The 16,558-nt window shown below is 60.7% G+C and carries 17 protein-coding genes; 10 read left to right on the forward strand and 7 right to left on the reverse strand.

The genetic code is table 11. The features are described 5' to 3' along the window. Positions 1–640: 640 nt before the first annotated feature. Positions 641–1,840 (reverse strand): tyrosine--tRNA ligase, encoded by a 1,200-nt coding sequence (gene tyrS / locus ACNFCJ_RS23055; RefSeq protein WP_416773772.1) that lies wholly within the window; start codon positions 1,838–1,840, stop codon positions 641–643. A gap of 209 nt (positions 1,841–2,049) precedes the next feature. Here tyrS and ACNFCJ_RS23060 point away from each other — a divergent pair, with 209 nt between their 5' ends. Beyond that, on the forward strand, positions 2,050–3,477 hold the full coding sequence (locus ACNFCJ_RS23060) for a peptidoglycan DD-metalloendopeptidase family protein (protein ID WP_416773773.1): 1,428 nt from the start codon (positions 2,050–2,052) through the stop codon (positions 3,475–3,477). A 3-nt stretch (positions 3,478–3,480) separates the two neighbouring features. After that, positions 3,481–4,572: an anhydro-N-acetylmuramic acid kinase gene (locus tag ACNFCJ_RS23065; RefSeq protein WP_416773774.1), complete on the forward strand. Its 1,092-nt coding sequence runs from the start codon at positions 3,481–3,483 to the stop codon at positions 4,570–4,572. Between the two features lie 50 nt (positions 4,573–4,622). On the opposite strand, the gene erpA is transcribed toward ACNFCJ_RS23065, so the two are convergent. The 4 genes from erpA to argC all read right to left on the reverse strand — a co-directional run bounded on the left by erpA (position 4,623) and on the right by argC (position 7,220). Beyond that, positions 4,623–4,973 carry an iron-sulfur cluster insertion protein ErpA gene (erpA, locus tag ACNFCJ_RS23070; protein WP_099525802.1) on the reverse strand — a complete coding sequence of 117 codons (351 nt, stop codon included), beginning with the start codon at positions 4,971–4,973 and terminating at the stop codon, positions 4,623–4,625. 72 nt (positions 4,974–5,045) lie between these two features. Beyond that, positions 5,046–5,456, reverse strand: coding sequence for a bactofilin family protein (locus ACNFCJ_RS23075; protein WP_143507745.1), 411 nt, complete (start codon positions 5,454–5,456; stop codon positions 5,046–5,048). Further along, entirely contained in the window at positions 5,446–6,189 is a 744-nt protein-coding gene (locus ACNFCJ_RS23080) for a DUF6776 family protein (RefSeq protein ID WP_416773775.1), read from the reverse strand. Before ACNFCJ_RS23080 ends, ACNFCJ_RS23075 begins: the two co-directional genes overlap by 11 nt. Then, positions 6,186–7,220: an N-acetyl-gamma-glutamyl-phosphate reductase gene (gene argC, locus ACNFCJ_RS23085; protein ID WP_106733174.1), complete on the reverse strand. Its 1,035-nt coding sequence runs from the start codon at positions 7,218–7,220 to the stop codon at positions 6,186–6,188. The genes ACNFCJ_RS23080 and argC overlap by 4 nt, the downstream gene beginning before the upstream one ends. Before the next feature lie 134 nt (positions 7,221–7,354). On the opposite strand from argC, the gene hemJ reads away from it, so the two are divergent. The 5 genes from hemJ (at position 7,355) to ACNFCJ_RS23110 (ending at position 11,919) form a co-directional block, all read left to right on the forward strand. Next, on the forward strand, positions 7,355–7,783 hold the full coding sequence (gene hemJ, locus ACNFCJ_RS23090; protein WP_017675639.1) for a protoporphyrinogen oxidase HemJ: 429 nt from the start codon (positions 7,355–7,357) through the stop codon (positions 7,781–7,783). A 10-nt stretch (positions 7,784–7,793) separates the two neighbouring features. After that, positions 7,794–8,756, forward strand: coding sequence for an NAD(P)H-dependent flavin oxidoreductase (locus tag ACNFCJ_RS23095; protein WP_416773776.1), 963 nt, complete (start codon positions 7,794–7,796; stop codon positions 8,754–8,756). Beyond that, on the forward strand, positions 8,753–10,015 hold the full coding sequence (locus ACNFCJ_RS23100; protein WP_416773777.1) for an alanine racemase: 1,263 nt from the start codon (positions 8,753–8,755) through the stop codon (positions 10,013–10,015). Before ACNFCJ_RS23095 ends, ACNFCJ_RS23100 begins: the two co-directional genes overlap by 4 nt. A 125-nt stretch (positions 10,016–10,140) precedes the next feature. Then, positions 10,141–11,121 carry a DUF805 domain-containing protein gene (locus tag ACNFCJ_RS23105; protein WP_416773778.1) on the forward strand — a complete coding sequence of 327 codons (981 nt, stop codon included), beginning with the start codon at positions 10,141–10,143 and terminating at the stop codon, positions 11,119–11,121. A gap of 9 nt (positions 11,122–11,130) precedes the next feature. Further along, a complete protein-coding gene (locus ACNFCJ_RS23110) occupies positions 11,131–11,919 on the forward strand; it encodes an SDR family NAD(P)-dependent oxidoreductase (protein ID WP_296233835.1) in 789 nt (262 codons plus the stop codon). 8 nt (positions 11,920–11,927) lie between these two features. Here the strand turns inward: ACNFCJ_RS23110 and ACNFCJ_RS23115 are convergent, their stop codons facing one another. Continuing rightward, entirely contained in the window at positions 11,928–13,409 is a 1,482-nt protein-coding gene (locus tag ACNFCJ_RS23115; RefSeq protein ID WP_416773780.1) for an AAA family ATPase, read from the reverse strand. Positions 13,410–13,532: 123 nt separating this feature from the next. Here ACNFCJ_RS23115 and ACNFCJ_RS23120 point away from each other — a divergent pair, with 123 nt between their 5' ends. Then, positions 13,533–14,360: a formylglycine-generating enzyme family protein gene (locus tag ACNFCJ_RS23120; protein WP_416773779.1), complete on the forward strand. Its 828-nt coding sequence runs from the start codon at positions 13,533–13,535 to the stop codon at positions 14,358–14,360. A 61-nt stretch (positions 14,361–14,421) separates the two neighbouring features. Then, positions 14,422–15,069 (forward strand): 2-polyprenyl-3-methyl-6-methoxy-1,4-benzoquinone monooxygenase, encoded by a 648-nt coding sequence (coq7, locus tag ACNFCJ_RS23125; protein WP_099525810.1) that lies wholly within the window; start codon positions 14,422–14,424, stop codon positions 15,067–15,069. A 46-nt stretch (positions 15,070–15,115) separates the two neighbouring features. On the opposite strand, the gene ACNFCJ_RS23130 is transcribed toward coq7, so the two are convergent. Beyond that, on the reverse strand, positions 15,116–15,538 hold the full coding sequence (locus ACNFCJ_RS23130) for an OsmC family protein (protein WP_143507752.1): 423 nt from the start codon (positions 15,536–15,538) through the stop codon (positions 15,116–15,118). A 235-nt stretch (positions 15,539–15,773) separates the two neighbouring features. Between ACNFCJ_RS23130 and crp the strand changes: the two genes are divergently transcribed. Further along, positions 15,774–16,418 carry a cAMP-activated global transcriptional regulator CRP gene (crp, locus tag ACNFCJ_RS23135; RefSeq protein ID WP_143507753.1) on the forward strand — a complete coding sequence of 215 codons (645 nt, stop codon included), beginning with the start codon at positions 15,774–15,776 and terminating at the stop codon, positions 16,416–16,418. Positions 16,419–16,558: the final 140 nt, after the last annotated feature.

A 16,558-nucleotide genomic window follows, 5' to 3' on the forward strand; every position in this document is an offset into this window, starting at 1 on the left:
TGCATGTGTTAGGCCTGCCGCCAGCGTTCAATCTGAGCCATGATCAAACTCTTCAGTTCAATACTGCTTGGGTTTTGAGAAAACCCTAAACTTGGCTCAGCAATCGCAAATCTCTCTATTACTAAAGAGTTAACTCTCGAATTAACGAGTGTTGCTTTGTGATGCTGATAATCAGTTGACTATCAGTCTTACCTCACAAGCACCCACACGAATTGCTTGATTCAGTTGTTAAAGAACAGTTGGTTAAGCCTTTCGTCTCAACCGAGGCGCGCATTCTACAGCAGCCTCTCTATCTGTCAAGCTGTTTTTCGATTTTGTTTCCGGAGAAACTTCTTTCTACTCAACCACTTGCGCCTTCGATCCGAACCTCTTCTCTCCAGCGGGAGGCGCATTCTACAGCGTTCAAAACCGCTGTCAACACCTCTTTTCTACCGCCTTCGATCCATTCGACCGAACCACCAACAGAGCCTTACGACCACCCTGCCGACCGGCGCGCATTCTACACGCCAGATCCAGTTTTGCAAACCCTTCATTCAACTTAACTTATTGATTAACAAGAAGTTTTTGAAGCGCTTCATCGCTGAAGTGGCGCGCATTCTACATCCAGCAGAATGCGCGTCAAGCTTATTTTGCAGTTTTATTACTCAGCTTTGAGGGCGATACGCGCAAAGGCCTTCTTGCCGGCCTGACAGACATGAGCAGAACCCAGCTTGAACAGGAAGGTGCGATCAACCACTTCACCATCGACGCGCACGCCTCCCGAGCCCAACAGGTCGCGAGCAACCGCAGCATTTTTCACCAAGCCTGCCTTATTAAGGACGGACGAGATCGGCATATCTTCAGCCGATACCAGTTCGACCTCGGGCAGATCTTCCGGCAGCTCACCATCCTTCATACGGTTGCCAGCGGAACGGTGAGCATTGGCCGCAGCCTCTTCACCATGAAAGCGCGCCACAAGTTCTTCGGCCAGCTTGATCTTGATATCACGCGGGTTCGCGCCCTGCTCGACATCGCGCTTGAACTGCTCGATCTCCTCCATGGAGCGGAAGCTGAGCAACTCGAAGTATCGCCACATCAGCGCATCAGGCATGGACACGAGTTTGTTGTACATCACACCCGGCGCTTCCTGGATGCCCACGTAGTTGCCCAGAGACTTGGACATCTTCTTCACGCCATCGAGACCTTCCAGCAACGGCATGGTGACGATGCACTGCGACGCTTGCCCATAGGCTCTCTGCAACTCGCGCCCCATCAGCAGATTGAACTTCTGATCGGTGCCGCCCAGTTCGACATCGGCCTTCAGCGCTACGGAGTCATAGCCCTGCACCAGCGGATAGAGAAACTCGTGAATGGCGATCGGCTGGTTGCTGCTGTAGCGCTTGTCGAAGTCATCACGCTCCAGCATGCGCGCCACCGTGTACTGCGACGTCAGACGAATGAAATCGGCAGGCCCCATCTGGTCCATCCAGGTGGAGTTGAAGGCCACCTCGGTCTTGGCCGGATCGAGAATCTTGAAGACCTGCTGCTTATAGGTCTCGGCATTATCCAGAACCTGCTCACGGGTCAGCGGCGGACGAGTAGCGCTCTTACCGCTGGGGTCACCGATCATTCCGGTGAAATCCCCAATCAGGAAGATCACATGGTGACCGAGCTCCTGGAACTGACGCAGCTTATTAATAAGAACGGTATGGCCGAGATGCAGATCTGGAGCAGTAGGGTCGAAACCCGCCTTGATCCGCAGCGGCTGACCACGCTTGAGCTTTTCGACCAGCTCAGCCTCAACCAGAACCTCTTCCGCACCGCGCTTGATCAGCGCCAGCTGCTCTTCAACCGACTTCATAAAATGACTCACAATGACCTTGTTCAAAAGGGAACCAACCATACAAGAACGCCGACAAATCACAAGTTTTGCTCAGCGTATGGCAGACCATGCGCCGATCATCATCTGCAGGGTTGCCTCCCGGCGGTTTTGGTTATATTTTATACAGTTAGTGCATATTCATCATGCTCTTCTTTTAATCTTCATCTTTTCACTTCAAAAGCAGCCCTATGACCTCTACATCTAAAGCGCCGCCGCTCTATCCAAAGACCCATATTCTTGCAGCGAGCGGCGTAGCCGCGTTGCTCAGCCTTGCCCTCCTGGTTTTTCCTTCGCGTGAAGTCGAGGCACAGAAAACCTTCATAGACCTGGATCTGGGCAACGATGCCGAGATGGTGCTGCAGGAAAAGGATGACCTCCGAGCGGGACTACCAGTGCCGGGCGCCGCCTCGCCATTCGCCGAAATCGAGCAAGGCACCGACATCGCCGAAAACAGCGCACAAGACGCTGACGAAGACCTCCTAGAAACAGCTGATTCCTCTCCTCCCTCCGATCCCAGCCACCACAACATCACGGTCAGTAATGGCGATACGCTTTCTACCGTGTTCGCCAAGGTCGGTCTGAGCGCCAACGATCTGCATGAGGCCCTGAACAGTAATAAAGAGGCCAAACAATTCAGCCGCCTTAAAGTGGGCCAGGTGCTGGACTTCGAACTGAACGAAGACGGCAAGCTGAAAAGCCTGCAGAGCAAAATCAGCGACCTGGAAACCATTCGCCTGAGCCGCACCGATAAAGGCTTCGATTTCCAGCGCGATCAGGTCAAGCCCGAGGTGGTCACCGCTTACAGCCGTGGCGTGATCAACAGCTCGCTGTTTCTCTCCGCCAAACGTGCAGGCCTGTCGCATAGCCTGACCATGGACCTGGCCAACGTATTTGGTTACGACATCGACTTCGCCATGGATATTCGCGAAGGGGACGAGTTCGAAGTGATCTACGAAGAGAAGGTGGTCAACGGCAAACGTGTCGGCACCGGCAATATTCTCTCGGCACGCTTCACCAACCGCGGCAAGACTTACACCGCCGTGCGCTACACCAGCAAACAAGGCATCACCAGCTACTACAACGCCGATGGCGAGAGCATGCGCAAGGCGTTCATCCGTACGCCGGTGGACTTCGCTCGCATCAGCTCGCGCTTCTCCACTGGGCGCAAGCACCCGATCCTGAACAAGATTCGCGCGCACAAGGGTGTCGACTATGCCGCGCCACGTGGCACGCCGATCAAGGCTGCCGGTGACGGTCGCGTAACACTGGCAGGTCGCAACGGCGGCTACGGCAATACCGTGATCATCCAGCACGGCCAGCGCTACCGCACCCTGTACGCACACATGCAGGGTTTTGCCAAAGGTGTTCGCAATGGTTCGAACGTCAAGCAAGGCCAGATCATCGGTTACATCGGCACCACCGGGCTCTCCACCGGCCCTCACCTGCACTATGAGTTCCAGGTCAACGGCGTACACGTAGATCCACTCAGCCAGAAGCTGCCGATGGCCGACCCGATTGCAGCGAGCGAGAAGCAACGCTTCATGCAACTTAGCAAGCCGCTGATGGCGCGCATGGACCAGGAAAAGACCACCATGCTAGCCGCTAACCAGCAGTAAGCCGTGCCCCTCTATATTGGTGTGATGTCCGGCACCAGCCTGGACGGGCTGGACATCGCGCTGATCGATCAGGATCAGCGCCCCAAACTCCTCGCCACGCTCTACCACCCCATGCCAGAACAACTGCGTAGCGACCTGTTGGCGCTGTGCACCTCGGGCGATGATGAGCTGGCGCGCGCAGCTATCGCAGAACAGCGCTGGGTCGAATTGGCCGCTGCCGCCATCAACGAACTCCTGCAGCAACAGAACCTGACCGCGCAGCAGATTCGCGCCATCGGCAGCCATGGCCAGACCGTGCGCCATGAACCCGCACGCGGCTTCACCATTCAGATCGGCAACCCAGCGCTGCTGGCCGAGCTCACCGGGATTTGCGTGGTCGGCGATTTTCGTCGTCGCGATGTGGCTGCCGGCGGACAAGGGGCTCCCTTGGTCCCTGCTTTTCACCACGACCTGTTCGGCAACAGTCAACGTCATGTCGCCGTGCTCAATGTCGGCGGCTTCAGCAACCTCAGCCTGCTTTCACCCGGCCAGGAGGTTCTGGGATTCGACAGCGGCCCTGGTAACGTTCTGCTCGATGCCTGGATTCAGTATTGCCAGGGCCTGACCTATGACCGTGACGGCGCCTGGGCATCCAGCGGCAAGGTAGACGCAGAGCTGCTGTCGCGGCTGCTGAGCGATCCCTTCTTCGCCACCCAGGGGCCGAAGAGTACCGGCCGCGAGCTATTCAACCTCGACTGGCTGCTGGCCCATTTGCATGGATCACCGCGCCTGGCCAACGAAGATGTACAGGCGACCCTGGTGGAACTCACCGCACACAGCATCGTCAGCGCTTTGCGCAACGCGCAAGCTCACACCGATGTCCTGCTGGTGTGTGGCGGCGGCGCTCACAACGCTTGTCTGATGAAGCGCCTGAGCGAGATGCTACCTGGAACCGAAGTCAGCAGCACCGCAGCTGCAGGTGTTGACCCGGACTGGGTCGAAGCCATGGCCTTCGCCTGGCTGGCGCATTGCGCACTTGAGGGCATTGCTGGCAATCGCCCGAGCGTGACCGGAGCCAGAGGCCTGCGCGTGCTCGGCGCCATCTACCCCGCCTGAAAACGAAAACGCCGCGCTTAGAGCGCGGCGCCTGTCATCAGGCGAAGCATTCAGATCGAGAAGGACGACCCGCAACCACAGGTGGTGGTGGCGTTGGGGTTCTTGATCACGAAGCGCGAACCTTCCAGCCCTTCCTGATAGTCCACCTCGGAGCCCGCCAGATACTGGAAGCTCATGGCATCCACCACCAGGCTTACACCTTCACGCTCGACGATGGTGTCATCCTCGGCTACTTCCTCATCGAAGGTAAAACCGTACTGAAAGCCCGAGCAGCCGCCGCCCGTGACGAACACACGCAGCTTCAGGCGCGGATTGCCCTCTTCATCGACCAGGTTCTTCACCTTGCCGGCCGCGCCCTGAGTGAAGTGCAAGGGGGCAGGGGTGAAGGTTTCGACGCTCATTCTGGACTCCCGGCGCTATGCGCCATACTGCTTTGGGCGTGCATTATCCGCTTGCCCGACGAAATTGGTCAACTATTGCTCGATTTCCAGCGTCGCCGGAAGCTCGAGTGGCCGCTCACCATCCTTGAGGTGACAGAGGCGCCCTTCGATCTGCGCCCCCATGGCCATCTCCATCAGGCCGTAATGCAGGTTACCGCGAACCCGGGAGCGCGAGCCTAGCTCAAGATGGCCGCTGGCGAACACATCACCACTCACCTCGCCATCGATCACTATATGGGGTGCACGTATCTCACCTTCAACCAGGCCGCCCGCGCTCACGCGCACCAGACCTTCGGTAGCCAGCAGATTACCGTTGACCCGACCATCCACTTGCACTGCGCCCTGAAAGCGCATGTCGCCTACCAGCTCAGCGCCAGCGGCAATCAGGCTGGTCTTACCGCTGAAACGCTGCAAGTCGGGTTTGGTCTTGTCTTTACTCCACATGAGTGGCTATCGCTCCTGATTTTATCCATTCGAATGTACGGCTTAGCGGCTTGTCGCCTTCGACCTCCGCCTGAACCTTGACCTGACGCGGCTCGAAGCCCTCAGGTAGTTGTAGTTCGCCAAAACGACCCGCCTCGGGGAAGGACTGGAAGTGCTTGAAAGAGAACGCAATGCTGCTCTCGCTGACCTCATCGGACAGCGCCGCAAGCTCCAGCACAGCCGGCTTACCGTTCTGCTTCCCCTCGATCGTAATGCGCAAACGCCCCTGCAATGCCTCATCACTGGCGCCGACTCGGCTCATCAGCAATTTGTAGCGGAATCGTAGCGGCGCGTCCGTGGCTTGCAACTCAAAGGCACGAATGCGAATGCCTTCACGACGGCTGGCAGGTGCCAGCACACCTTTGTAGAAGGCCAGGTCCTGCTGTTGCTTGAAGATCTGCTCCTCCAGCAACTTGATGGTGCGACGATTCTGCTCCATGGCTTGCTGAGTGACTTTGTCGCTACTGCCGACCACAGCCAGGCGCTGGCGCAACAGTTCCAGCTCCTGCTCCTGTTCGGCAACGCGAGTCAACAACGCATGCGGCTCCTCGGCCGCCTGAGGAGGCTGCACTTGCGGCCAGTACCAACCCAGGGCAAAGGCCGCTGGCACAGCGAGCACCAGCAGCAGTTGCAGCCAGCGACGCCTGCGCTCACGGCGCGGATCGCTGAGGCGGACCTCCCAGCCAGGTATCACGGCAGCAGGGCCGCGTGCGACAGGCCGAGGCGCTCGTCGAGACCGAAAAGAATGTTCATGTTCTGCACCGCCTGACCGGATGCGCCCTTGACCAGGTTGTCGATCACCGAAAGCACCACCACCAGATCGCCGCCTTGCGGACGGTGCACGGCGATGCGGCAAACATTGCCTCCGCGCACGCTACGGGTTTCCGGGTGGCTGCCCGCCGGCATGACATCGACGAACGGCTCGCCGGCGTAACGCTTCTCGAACAGCGCCTGAAGATCGACCGAGGTATCGGCCACGCGTGCATAAAGGGTCGAGTGAATGCCGCGAATCATCGGCGTCAGGTGTGGAACGAAGGTCAGACCAACGTCGCTGCCTGCTGCCTGGCGCAGTCCCTGACGAATTTCCGGGAGGTGACGATGGCCCTTGACCGAGTAGGCCTTCATGCTTTCGCCAGCCTCACAGAACAACGAACCAACGCTGGCTCCGCGGCCCGCACCGCTGACGCCGCTCTTGCAGTCGGCGATCAGGCTGCCGACATCGGCCAAGCCGGCTTCCAGCAGCGGAATCAGGCCGAGCTGAGTAGCGGTCGGGTAGCAACCGGGGACGGCGATCAGACGCGCGGTCTTGATCGCCTCGCGGTTGACCTCGGGCAGACCGTATACCGCCTCACTCAGCAGCTCGGGCGCGCCATGAGGCTGGCCGTACCACTTGGCCCACTCCTCGGCGTCCTGCAAACGAAAATCGGCGGACAGATCGATCACTCGCGTGCCTGCGGCCAGCAGTTCACCCGCCAGCGCGTGAGCCACGCCGTGCGGGGTGGCGAAGAACACCACGTCACAGGCGCCCAACGTAGCAACGTCGGGAACGCTGAAGGCCAGATTCGGATAGTGACCGCGCAGGTTGGGGTACATCTCATCGACACGCAGGCCGGCCTCGGAACGGGAAGTGATCACGGTCACCTCTGCCTGCGGGTGTTGCGCCAGCAGACGCAGCAATTCGACACCGGTGTAGCCCGTGCCGCCGACGATACCGACCTTGATCATCACATGCCCCTTTGCAAAAGCCATTGGAAAGCTGCCGATGATAAAGCCGCATCGGCCAAGCTCCAACCACGGAGGTGACGCAGGGCGTCAGCTACCTCTACTATCGAGGCCATTTTTCAGCGCGGGAAGCGAAAATGCTCTATCTCTGGCTCAAGGCTCTGCACATCATCGCCATGGTCTGCTGGTTCGCCGGCCTGTTCTATCTACCGCGTCTGTTCGTCTATCACGCCATGAGCAGCGACGCCGCCAGCCACGAACGATTCTGCATCATGGAGCGCAAGCTGTATCGCGGCATCATGATTCCCTCGATGATCGCCACGCTGGGACTGGGCATCTGGTTACTCAGCCTCAACTCGGCGTACTACTTCACGCAAGGCTGGATGCACGCCAAGCTTACGCTGGTAGTGGCGTTGGTGATCTATCACCACCTGTGCGGGGCTCAGCTCAAGCGCTTTGCTCGCGGCGAGAACAGCCGCAGCCATGTGTTCTATCGTTGGTTCAATGAAGCACCGGTGCTGGCACTGCTGGGGATCGTCATCCTGGTTGTCGTCCGCCCCTTCTGAGGAGTTCATCATGTCTCTGCCCGCCCTGCTCGAACAGCGCCTGCGCCTGCCACTGGTGGCTGCGCCGATGTTCCTGGTATCCAACCCGGCACTGGTCGGTGCCTGCTGCAACAGCGGCATCGTCGGCAGCTTTCCGGCACTGAACCAGCGTGAGAGCGCCGGTTTCGCTGCCTGGCTCGACGAAATCGAAGCCAGCCTCTCGGCTGACGCCGCGCCCTTCGCCGTCAACCTGATCGTGCATAACAGCAACCCACGGCTGCAGGCGGACCTGGCCATCTGCGTCGAACTCCGCGTGCCTATCGTCATCACCAGCCTGGGCGCAGTGAAGGAAGTGGTCGATGCCGTGCACAGCTACGGTGGCCTGGTATTCCATGACGTGACCACCCGCCGCCATGCGGAAAAAGCTGCCGAAGCGGGTGTGGACGGCCTGATCGCCGTGGCAGCTGGCGCGGGCGGCCACGCCGGCACCTGGAGTCCTTTCGCCCTGCTAGCCGAGATTCGTCAATTCTTCGACAAGACCGTGCTGCTGTCGGGTTGCCTCAATCACGGCCACGAGATTCTCGCAGCTCAACTGCTCGGCGCCGATCTGGCCTATATGGGCACCCGCTTCATCGCCACCACCGAGAACAATGCCTCGGCCGACTACAAGCAGATGATCCTCGACGCACGGGCCGCCGATATCATCCACACGCCCGCCGTGTCCGGCGTACCAGCCAGCTTCATGCGCCAGAGCCTGGAGCTGGCCGGCTACGACCTGAAACAGCTGCAGAACAAGGCCGATATCAACTACGGCGAGAAGCTCAAGCCAATGGACGAAGAAGCCAAGGCCTGGAAAACCGTATGGTCGGCCGGCCAGGGCGTCGGCGGCATCGATGATCTGCCCTCGGTGCAGGAACTGGTCACGCGGCTCGATAACGAATACCGAGCCGCGCTGACACGCAGCCAGCAGCTGGGGCAACACTGGCCGCGATGAGGCGTCGCCACCTGCTGGGGTTGGGCGCGCTTGGACTGCTCGGCGGCTGGGCGCTGCGCCCGGCTGATCAGGGTCGTGCGCATGACGCCTACTTCGCTGAGCTCAACCGGCAGTTGCAACGCGATGGTGAAGGCGTGCCCACCCTGCTGCTCGATCTCGACCGGCTCGACGCCAACGCCGATCTGCTGGCCGCAAGACTGGGCGGCCGCCTCCAGCTGCGCCTGGTCGCCAAGTCGCTGTCCAGCACCGGCCTGCTGGAATACCTGGCCAAGCGCCTGCAGACCCAGCGTTTCATGGTCTTTCATCAGCCACAGCTCAATCGCCTGGCCAGGAGCTTTCCACAGGGCGATCTGCTGCTTGGCAAACCTTTGCCGGTAGCTGCAGCCCTGAACTTCTATCGCCAGCTTGCGCACCATCTGGATTTCGATCCCGACCACCAGGTGACCTGGCTGATCGACAGCCAGCAACGTCTGGTGCAGTACAGTGAGCTGGCCAAGGCGCTGGGGCGACCGCTGCGCATCGCACTGGAAATCGACGTGGGCCTGAAGCGCGGCGGTTTCGCCACCCCGCAGGCGTTGGCTCAGGCGCTGCTGCAACTTCGTCAACTGCCAGCACTGCGTCTGCAGGGGCTGATGGGTTATGACGCGCACGTCGCGCACAGCCCGCCCTGGCAGAACCCGTTGCGAGCATTCAGCGAGACCGATGAGCGCTATCGACTCTTCATCAGCAGCGCCCAGCAATTCAGCGATCTTTGGCCGGCAAAGCCGCTGCTCAACGGTGCTGGCAGCCTGACCTACCCGCTGCACAGCCAGCAGGAGACTTCGCTCAATGAAGTCGCTGTCGGTTCCGCCCTGCTCAAGCCCGCGGAGTTCGACACGCCACTGCTGGAAAAGCATCAGCCAGCCCTGTGGATCGCCAGCCCCGTGCTCAAGGCGGTCGACGGCGCCCTGCCCTATCTGCAACCGCTGCAACCTTTGATCAGTGCCTGGAACCCCAACCGAGAGCATGCCTACTACCTCTATGGCGGTCGCTGGCCGGCGCAGCCTGTTTCACCTGCGGGGCTCGACTACGACGACCTGTATGGCCGTAGCGCCAATCAAGAGCGCCTGATAGGTGGTAACGGCACACAACTGACGAGCAACGACTGGGTATTTCTGCGCCCCGCCATCAGTGAAGGTGTGCTGGGTGATTTCAGCGAAATACGTCTACTACGCCGCGGCCAACTGGTCGGCCGCTGGAGCACAATAGGCAATGCCTGAAAAATGCCTGCCCATGGCGCTTCAGGCCGCTTGTATATTGGCCTCGCGGCACTCTAGGCTTATGCCTCGCCTGCATTGACCGGGCACTTTGCTCCCCCACCCTTCCCGCCGACAAGGAAGCTCGCATGAACCCACCGCGTTACAAGATCGTGTTCGACGGCCAACTGATGCCCGAGGCGTCGTTGGAAATGGTCAAGACAAACCTGGCCCGCCTGTTCAAGAGCGACCTTGCTCGTATCGACGGTCTATTCAATGGAACGCCGGTGGCGCTCAAGCGTGATCTGAGCGAAAGCGAGGCAAGGCAGTACCTCAGCGCCCTGCAGAAGGCGGGTGCCAACGTGCGCATGGAGCTGGATCAGGCCGCCAGCCTCAGTCTGGTGCCTACGGATGATCATCAGGAGACCGCACCTCAAGAAGTGGCTGCGCCCTCCCCCACCAGCACTCACATGACCTGCCCTAAATGCGGCCATGAGCAAGCCAAGTCTGCCGAGTGCTCCGCCTGCGGCATCATCATCGAGAAATACCTCGCCCGTCAGGCTCAACTGGCCGAAGTTGCTCCAGCCGCGGCTCCCGTCGTAGCGACTGCCTCGCCCTATGCGCCGCCACAGGCGAATGTCGCCGAGCAATTGCCACAGTACTCCGAACTCAAGGTCCTCGGCGTCAGCGGCCGGATCGGCCGCGTACGTTATCTGGGCTGGCTGATGGCGATGACACTGTGCTTCATCCCGATCATGTTGATCGGTACCGGCATTGCAGCGATGTCCTCGACCCTGGCCATGCTGGCGCTGGGCATCGTCAGTATTGCAGCGGTAGTGGTCGGTATCTTCATCGGCGTGCAGCGTCTGCATGATATCGGTTGGTCCGGCTGGTTGCTGCTGGTGCACCTGATCCCGGTAGTCGGCAGCGTGTTCGCCCTGCTGATGCTGATCATCCCGGGCACTCAAGGCGTCAACCGCTACGGCCCACCACCGCCCCCCAACAGCACCGCAGTCAAGGTACTGGCCTGGTTGTTCCTGCTCATCCCCATCAGCGGCATCGTCGCCGCCATCGCCATTCCCCAGTATCAGGGCTATGTCGAGCGCGCCGCCGAGTATCAGGAGCAGTAATTCCCGACCATGCGCAGCTATGCATTGATCACCGGCGCGTCCAGCGGCATTGGCCTGGCCTTGGCCGAAGCCCTGGCACGCCGGGGGCGCAACCTGATCCTGGTGGCGCGCCGGCGTGATGCGCTGGAAAGCATCGCCTGCGAGCTGGCCCAGCGCTTCGGCGTCGAGGTGCTGTTTCGACTCTGCGACCTGAGCGAGCCGCTGCAACTGTCCGGCCTGTTGCTGGAGCTTGAGGAAGGCCAGTGGCACGTCGATCTGCTGGTGAACAACGCCGGCCTTGGCTGCGCTGGCTCGTTCCTGGAGCAGGACTGGAGTCGCGAGCTGGAGCAACTGGAAGTCAACGTGCTGGCGTTGACCCGCCTGTGTCACGCACTCGGTCAGCGCATGGCCGAGTACGGCAGCGGGCAGATTCTCAACGTCGCCTCGGTCGCGGCCTTTCAGCCCGGCCCCTGGATGAGCAGCTACTACGCCAGCAAGGCCTATGTACTGAATTTTTCCGAGGGTTTGCGCGAGGAGCTGAGAGGCCGCGGCGTGCGTGTATCAGTACTCTGCCCTGGCCCGACCCACAGCGCCTTCTTCCGCGCCGCGCAGATGGACGTCGCGCGGATCGCCGGCAGCAAGCTGATGATGAGCGCCGAGGAGGTCGCGCTGATCACGGTTCGCGCACTGGAAAAGAACCGCGCCATCATCATTCCCGGCTGGCGCAACCGCCTGCTGGCCCTGAGCCCACGCCTCGGACCGCGCTGGCTGGTGCGCAAGCTCAGTGGTCGCCTGACCCGTCCCTTCACCGGCGCCTGATCAGCTGTTCAGCCGGCATTGACCGTCCGCCCATCGGCCCACTCCCGCAGCGCCATCAATCGCTCGGCCATCACCACCGACAGCGGCGCCGTGCTTTGTAGTGCCCGTAGCAGCATGCCCTGATCGACCGCCTGCTGCTGCGCCTGACCAGCGTAGAGCGCGCTGACCACCGCCTGCTCGATCTCGGCACCCGAGTAGCCCTCGCTGGCAGCAGCCAGTTGCGCGAGATCGAAGGTGTCTGGTTCCAGTTCACGGCGCTGCAGGTGGATACGGAAGATGTCGGCCCGCACCTCGGCACTGGGCAAGTCGACGAAGAACAGCTCGTCGAAGCGCCCCTTGCGGACCAGTTCCGGCGGCAGACGGTCGATGGCATTGGCCGTGGCCACCACGAACACTGGCGCCTTACGCTCGGCCATCCAGGTCAGCAGGGTGCCAAGTACTCGTTGGCTCACGCCGCCATCGTGCTCGCCACTGGCAAGCCCTTTTTCCACCTCGTCCATCCACAGCACGCAGGGCGCCATCTGCTCGGCCAGGCGTAGCGCCTCGCGCAGGTTGCGCTCGGTCTCGCCGAAGAACTTGTTGTACAGGCAAGCGAAATCCAGACGCAGTAGCGGCAAGCCCCAGAGTCCGGCCACTGCCTTGGCCGCCAGGCTCTTACCGCCGCCCTGTACCCCGACCAGCATCACGCCTTTCGGCGCATCGAGGAGCTTGCCTTCGAGGAAACCAACCTGACGCTCAGCCAGCCAGCGTTTGAGATTGACCAACCCGCCGACTTCGGCGAAGCGTGCGGTGTCGTATTCGAAGCTGAGCACGCCCTCCAGATCCAGCAGCTGGAACTTGGTCTTGTTCAGTTCGGGGATATCTTCCTGGGTAATCGCACCGTCATCGCAGATCACATTACGCGCCAGCGCCCGCGCCTCGGCGTGACTGAGACCTCGCAGATTCTTCACCACCTGCTGCAGGGTGCGATTGTCAGTGCGTACCCGCGCACCGCGATTGCGCTCGCTCCAACGCGTCGCCTCATCACGCACGATGCCCAGCAGCTCGTCTTCCGACGGCAGCGCGAGACTGAAACGTGCCGCGAAACGCTGTACTTCAGCAGGCAGTTTGAGCGCATGCGAAACCAGCACCAGCGTCGGCTTGTGCGCTGCCTCGCTCATGGCGATTTCCTTGAGCAAGCGCACCAGCCTGGGGTTGTCATCAAGGAAGGGATGCAGGTCGCACATCACGTAGAGGTTCGGCTGCAGATCGGCCTTGATCATGCGCAGCGCCGCTTCCGGCTCAAGGGCCGGTGACTCGTCCACCGAAGCGCCACCGAAGCCCAGCCGCTGCAGGCCCTCGGTCACTGACCAGGTATGCAGGCCGAGACCGCGCTTGATCGCCAAACCAGTCAGGGTTTCCAGCACGCGCAGCTCGTCCCAGGACTCGATCACCACCAGCTTGACCTTGGAGTCCAGCACCAGCCCAAGATCATGAATATCGTTCTTCAACACCGACTCCTTGTGAGATTTGGCCAGCCAGGCACGCAGGGTTACCATCCGCGGTTTCACAGAATCGAGAACTTACAGCATGGGCCGCCTGAACACGCAGATCGTCGCCGGAGGCATCACGCCGTGCAAGTGCTGAACGCGCGTCACGTCACAGTATCCATGGCCATCGCAGGCGGCCTGCTGGTTAACCTGCCGGCAGTCGCCATTGAAACCATCAGCGACCCGTTACCCAGCGGTGCCCGAGGCCCCGAGATGGTAGTGATTCCGGCTGGCGAGTTCCGCATTGGCGATGCCAGCGGTCGCGGCAATGACAACGAGCGCCCGCCACGGGCGATTGCGTTCGATCAACCGTTCGCCATCGGCCGCTACGAAGTCACCTTCGCCGACTGGCAGAAGTACGCCGACGCCAACGAATTGCCCATGCCTGACAACGAGGGCTGGGGCCTTTCGGCGCAGCGCCCGGTGATTCATGTGTCCTGGCGTGACGCTCACGCCTACACCCAGTGGTTGTCACGCGAGACGGGCGCGCGCTATCGCCTGCCGACCGAAGCCGAATGGGAGTATGCAGCGCGCGGAGGCAGCCAGAGCTACTACTGGTGGGGCGACCAGCTCGACAGCAGCGAGCAGACGCCACGCGCTCACTGCCGCGGTTGCGCCAGCTCGCGCCTGTTACGCAACAAGACGGCAGCCGTCGGCCAGTTCCCGGCCAACGGCTTCGGCTTGCATGACACCGCGGGCAATGTCTGGGAATGGACGGCCTCGAACTTCACCCAGCGCTTCGATGGTAGCGAAACGCAGAGTGCCAGCTTGCTCGACAACAGCCCGCGCGTAGTGCGAGGCGGCGCCTGGAACAGCGGCCCGGTCTATCTGCGCAGCAGCATGCGCGACCTCAAGCAACCGCATCACCGCGACTATGCGCTGGGGTTTCGCGTGCTGCGCGAGCTGCCCTGAGCGCGGACGATCTGGCGACTTTGCAGTAAACTAGTCAGGTTGTTTCTTCTGGAGGTGCCTTATGGCCAGCGAACGCCAGTATTCCCCCGTCGACCGCCTGCTGCTGCAAGCCGATGCCGCGCTGCGCACTCTGCTGCCATTCAGCGGTGCCTCGGGCCGCCCCTCGCCCGCCATCGTGCAGAACGACAGCGAGCTGAGCAGCGAGGAGTCGCGCCACGTAGCCGGCCTGATGCGCATCAACCACACCGGCGAGGTCTGCGCCCAGGCGCTCTATCAGGGTCAGGCGCTGACCGCCAAGCTGCCGGAAGTGCGTAGTGCCATGGAGCATGCGGCCGACGAGGAAATCGACCACCTGGCCTGGTGCGAGCAGCGCATCCGCGAACTGGGTAGCCACCCGAGCGTGCTGAACCCGCTGTTCTATGGCCTGTCCTTCGGTGTGGGCGCCGTCGCCGGCCTGGTCAGTGATCGCGTCAGCCTGGGCTTCGTCGCCGCTACTGAAGATCAGGTGTGCAAACACCTGGATGAGCATCTGGAACAACTACCCGAGCACGATACCAAGTCGCGCGCCATCCTCGAGCAGATGCGCGTCGACGAACAGCAACATGCCAACAGTGCCATGGCAGCCGGCGGTGTGCGCTTCCCGGCACCAGTCAAGTTCGGCATGACCTTGCTGTCGAAGGTCATGACCAAGAGCACCTACCGCATCTGAAACGAACGAGGGCGCCAAGCGGCGCCCTCGTCATTTCCAGCGGACCTCAGCCCAGTTCGATGATTTCGTAATCGTGGCTGATATCGACGCCGGCACGACCCAGCATGATCGAGGCCGAGCAGTACTTTTCCGCCGACAGCTCCACCGCCCTTTTCACCTGAGCCTCTTTCAGCCCTCGGCCCTTGACCACGAAGTGCAGGTGAATCTTGGTGAACACCTTGGGCTCCTCGCCTGCGCGCTCGGCGTCGAGGAAGACTTCGCAGCTTTCTACCGGCTGGCGGCCCTTGCGCAGAATGCTGACCACATCGAAGTTGCTGCAGCCACCGAGGCCGATCAGCAGCATCTCCATCGGTCGAACACCGAGATTACGACCACCGGCATCGGGCGGACCGTCCATCACCACGGCATGGCCACTACCGGACTCGCCGAGGAACAGAGCTTCACCGGCCCATTGCACACGCGCTTTCATCGTTCTTGGCTCCCAGAGTGGAAAAGTCCGGCAGATTAGCACAGCCGGGCAGCAGTCCGATGTGCGTCGATAACGCTAAAGTTCCGCCGGGTTATGTTACCCAGGTCGCAAAAAAGACCCCACTCATAGCGTGTCTGTTAAGCTGACGTCGGATTGCTGGCACACTTGGTCGGATAACAAATAAGAAATTGCCGCTGGACAAAGGCCTTCATCTTTTCATATTCGGGACTCGGGCATGGTTGCTATTACCCTTACACCTAAAATCAAGAATCTCGACAAGCTTCTCGCGCACTGTCATCGCCGCCGCTATACCTCCAAGAGCACCATCATCTATGCAGGTGATCGCTGCGAAACCCTGTTCTTCATCGTCAAGGGCTCGGTCACCATCCTCATCGAGGACGACGACGGGCGTGAAATGATCATAGCCTATCTGAACTCTGGCGATTTTTTCGGCGAGATGGGGCTCTTCGAGAAGGATGGTTCAGAGAAAGAACGCAGCGCCTGGGTGCGCGCCAAGACCGAATGCGAAGTTGCCGAAATCAGCTACGCCAAGTTCCGCGAACTGACTCAGCAAGACCCGGACATCCTCTTTGCCCTGGGCAGCCAGATGGCCGAGCGCCTGCGCAATACCACGCGCAAGGTCGGCGACCTGGCCTTCCTCGATGTCACCGGCCGCGTCGCGCGCACTCTGCTCGACTTGTGCAAGCAGCCAGATGCCATGACCCATCCGGATGGCATGCAGATCAAGATCACCCGCCAGGAAATCGGTCGCATCGTCGGCTGCTCGCGCGAGATGGTCGGCCGTGTACTCAAGTCGCTGGAGGAACAGGGCCTGGTGCACGTCAAAGGCAAGACCATGGTGGTCTTCGGCACACGCTGAAACCAGCACCACAAAAAAGCCGGCTTGATTCAGACTGTGTGAAAACGTTCTGAACTGAACCGGTTCAATACAAACGCCTCGATTGATTCGGGGCGTTTGTGTTTTTACTGGTGCAATGATGCAAAGTGCAGCGCTCAGGT

The organism is Pseudomonas sp. NY15364, assembly GCF_048068235.1.
Taxonomy (GTDB): Bacteria; Pseudomonadota; Gammaproteobacteria; order Pseudomonadales; family Pseudomonadaceae; genus Aquipseudomonas; species Aquipseudomonas mendocina_D.

What these genes read in the sequence shown, in the direction of transcription:
- tyrS (WP_416773772.1), bottom strand. Translation starts at nt 1,840, where the DNA reads ATGAAGTCGGTTGAAGAGCAGCTGGCGCTGATCAAGCGCGGTGCGGAA.
- ACNFCJ_RS23060 (WP_416773773.1), top strand. Translation starts at nt 2,050, where the DNA reads ATGACCTCTACATCTAAAGCGCCGCCGCTCTATCCAAAGACCCATATT.
- erpA (WP_099525802.1), bottom strand. Translation starts at nt 4,973, where the DNA reads ATGAGCGTCGAAACCTTCACCCCTGCCCCCTTGCACTTCACTCAGGGC.
- ACNFCJ_RS23075 (WP_143507745.1), bottom strand. Translation starts at nt 5,456, where the DNA reads ATGTGGAGTAAAGACAAGACCAAACCCGACTTGCAGCGTTTCAGCGGT.
- argC (WP_106733174.1), bottom strand. Translation starts at nt 7,220, where the DNA reads ATGATCAAGGTCGGTATCGTCGGCGGCACGGGCTACACCGGTGTCGAA.
- hemJ (WP_017675639.1), top strand. Translation starts at nt 7,355, where the DNA reads ATGCTCTATCTCTGGCTCAAGGCTCTGCACATCATCGCCATGGTCTGC.
- ACNFCJ_RS23095 (WP_416773776.1), top strand. Translation starts at nt 7,794, where the DNA reads ATGTCTCTGCCCGCCCTGCTCGAACAGCGCCTGCGCCTGCCACTGGTG.
- ACNFCJ_RS23100 (WP_416773777.1), top strand. Translation starts at nt 8,753, where the DNA reads ATGAGGCGTCGCCACCTGCTGGGGTTGGGCGCGCTTGGACTGCTCGGC.
- ACNFCJ_RS23105 (WP_416773778.1), top strand. Translation starts at nt 10,141, where the DNA reads ATGAACCCACCGCGTTACAAGATCGTGTTCGACGGCCAACTGATGCCC.
- ACNFCJ_RS23110 (WP_296233835.1), top strand. Translation starts at nt 11,131, where the DNA reads ATGCGCAGCTATGCATTGATCACCGGCGCGTCCAGCGGCATTGGCCTG.
- coq7 (WP_099525810.1), top strand. Translation starts at nt 14,422, where the DNA reads ATGGCCAGCGAACGCCAGTATTCCCCCGTCGACCGCCTGCTGCTGCAA.
- ACNFCJ_RS23130 (WP_143507752.1), bottom strand. Translation starts at nt 15,538, where the DNA reads ATGAAAGCGCGTGTGCAATGGGCCGGTGAAGCTCTGTTCCTCGGCGAG.
- crp (WP_143507753.1), top strand. Translation starts at nt 15,774, where the DNA reads ATGGTTGCTATTACCCTTACACCTAAAATCAAGAATCTCGACAAGCTT.